At 58.9% G+C, this 2,998-nt stretch carries 2 protein-coding genes; both read right to left on the minus strand.

The window, feature by feature from the left end; translation table 11 throughout:
- On the minus strand, positions 1-2,464 hold a 2,464-nt coding region (locus VGG64_13805; protein ID HEY1600678.1), incomplete at its 3' end, for an efflux RND transporter permease subunit.
- A 34-nt stretch (positions 2,465-2,498) separates the two neighbouring features.
- Positions 2,499-2,998: hypothetical protein (locus tag VGG64_13810; protein ID HEY1600679.1), on the minus strand; the 500-nt coding region annotated here is incomplete at its 5' end.

Raw genomic sequence — 2,998 nt, forward strand, 5'->3', positions numbered from 1 at the left:
CGATCGCCGTCTGGATGACATTGTGCACGTCCGCCACACTGATATTCCACAGCGAGCACTTTTGACGATCGATGGGCAGCTCGATATTGCATTGACCGCGGATTCGGTAGAGGCCGACATCCTTCACACCCGGCACGTTCACCAGCGACGCGACGACCTGGTTGCCGATGGTTTCCAACTCGTCGAGATCGGGCCCCAGGATCTTGACCGAGTTTTCTCCCTGCACGCCCGATAGCACCTCTAGAACGTTGTCGCGAATCACCTGCGAAAAGTTCCAGTTGACGCCAGGAATGTCCTCGTTCAGCTCGGCGCTCATTTCAGCAACAAGTTCAGGCTTGGTGCGGGCACGATCGGCGCCGGACCAGCCGCCCCCTTTAACGACCTTCGGCCAGTCCGGCTGCGACATCAGCGGCACAAAAAACTCGGCGCTATAAAAGCCTGTCGGATCGACGCCGGAATCCGGCCGTCCCAATTGGCAGGCTACGGATTCCACTTCGGGATACTTGCGCATGATCGCCCGGGCGATCCGTGCTTGCTCGGCGGTTTGATCGAGCGAGATGCTGACGGGAAACATGCCGCGGATCCAGATGTGCCCCTCTTCCAGGGGCGGAATGAACTCCCGACCCAACCGAGGAAGCAGGAACGCCGTGACGACCATCAGTCCGGCAAAGCCTCCTACGGCCAACCAGCGATGATTCAGCAGCCGCTCCAGTTGGTGCAAATAGCCACGTTTCAGGTAACGCACCAACCAGTTGTCTTGTGCCGGTTTGAGATTCCTGAACAACAGCAAGCACAAGACGGGCGCAATGGTGACGGCCAACAACAATGCGCCCGCCAAGGCAAAGGCATACGTCTCGGCCATGGGGCGAAACAATTGCCCCTCCGCACCTTTCATCGTGAATAGCGGCAGCAACGCGCAGACCATGATCAACGTCGAGAACAGCAAGCTCCGCTCGACCTCGTGCGCGGCATGAACAATCCGGTCGCCGAGCGTCAGGTTTGAGTACTTACCAGAACTCAACACCCGGTAGATGTTTTCGACCATGATCACGGTCGAGTCGACGATGATGCCGAAGTCGACCGCGCCGATCGACAGCAAGTTCGCGGACTCGTCGCGGACATACAGCGCGCCGAAAGCAAACAATAGCGCCAGCGGCAGATTCAAGGCGATGATCAACGCGCTGCGCACATTGCTGAGAAACATCAACAAGATCACCGTGACCAGCATGATGCCGACCAACAGGTTTTCTTGCACGGTTTCGGTGGTCGCGTTGATCAAATCGGCCCGGTCGTAAAACGGCTCGATGCTTATACCCGGGGGGAGCCGGCCAGGTGTATTGTTCAACTCGTCGATCTTGGCCTTCAAAAGGGTCAGGGCGGGTAACGACTCTGCTCCCTTGCGCAATAGCGCCAGGCCCTGCACGACTTCGTCTTCGTCGACCCAGATCGGATTCCCTTGTGCGTCCAACAAGCGCCCGCGTTCGTCTTCGGCGGGCCGGCTAAGGGCGACTTTGCCCAAGCGGGTCTGGTTGCCGACGATGACTCCCTGCGCAGAGGCCTCTTCGCCTGGCTTGAGTGGTCCCCCTTCAACGATATCCCCCACGCGTACTGGCAGGTTGTTGGTCGACGCCAGCACGATCTGGCGGATCTGTCGCAGACGGCGCTGCTCCTCGGTCCGCAGATAGGCAGCCGCCTCTTCCGGATCGCTCATAGTCAGGATCCGTTGCATTGGGTCCCGCCCGCGACCGATCAGCCCTAGACCGCGCACCACAGTGGCCGTCTCTCCCTGAATCAAATAATCGCCGCTTACATTATCGTTGCTGTTGGCGATCGCCGTTTGCAATTGCTGCAGCGTGATCCCGTAACGCTTCATGCGGTCGGGATCAGGCTGAATTTCGTACCGCTTGATCAAGCCGCCAGAGCTCACCACATCGGCAATACCTGGTATCCGACGGAACTCGCGTTCCAAGGTCCACGTTTGCAACGAACGCAGATCATTTAACGAGTAAATGCTGTTCCCATGCGAATCGCGCGGGCCGACAACTGCGTAACGCAGGATCTCGCCAATCGGCGATCGCGGCGAGATTTGTGGCGATACATCCGCCGGCAGATCAGCGATCTGCATGCGGTTAATGACTTCTTGTCGCGCCGCCTTGTAGTCGATGCCGTATGCGAATTGCGTGTTGATATACGAGAGGCCGAAGAGCGACTTGCTGCGGATGTATTTCAGGCCCGGCATGCCGGACAGCGCCACTTCCAGCGGGATCGTGATCTGGCGCTCCATCTCCTCGGCCGACCGCCCACGATACTGTGCAATGACCTCGACGATGGCCGGGGCGGGATCTGGATATGCTTCAACATTTACCCGGCTGAAGGCATAGCCCCCGGCCGCTGCCAGCGCCAGCGTGAACAACACCACGATGAGTGGGTTATTGACCGACCAATAAATCAGTTTGGCGATCATGAATACACGTGGCGGCAGGTGACGTTACGGCCGACTAGTGTTGGCTGTGCGCGGGTGCTGGAGGTTTGGCCGAAGTTAGTTGTTGCTGTTGCAGGGCCGCCTTGAGCTGCACTGTCTGGCTGGCAGCCACCCGTTCGCCTGCGTGCAGTTCTTGAAATCCCTCGGCCAGTTCCTTTGCCGACAGCTTGTTGCGGATGTGCATCACGTCCTTATAACTGTGGGCTATCAAGACGCGGCGCGGTTTGAAGCAGTATTCGTCGGGCTTTTCCTGCACGAAGACCAGGCTCTCGGTGCCGTCTTCGACGACCGCGCGGGTTGGCACTTCGACGACCCCTTCCTCGATCCCCAGGTTCATGGCGGCCGTGACGAATTGTCCGACCTTTAGTTCGCCGCGCGGATTCTCGACGTGCCCAAACAGCACTGCCATGTGCTCCTGTACATTAATGATGTCGCCAATCCCCTCGATGGCCGCGGGGAGCACTCCCACCTCAGGATTCGAGGGAAGCCGCAGAGACACCGGAATCGGCATCGGCA

The organism is Pirellulales bacterium (genome assembly GCA_036490175.1).
Lineage (GTDB): Bacteria > Planctomycetota > Planctomycetia > Pirellulales > JACPPG01 > JACPPG01.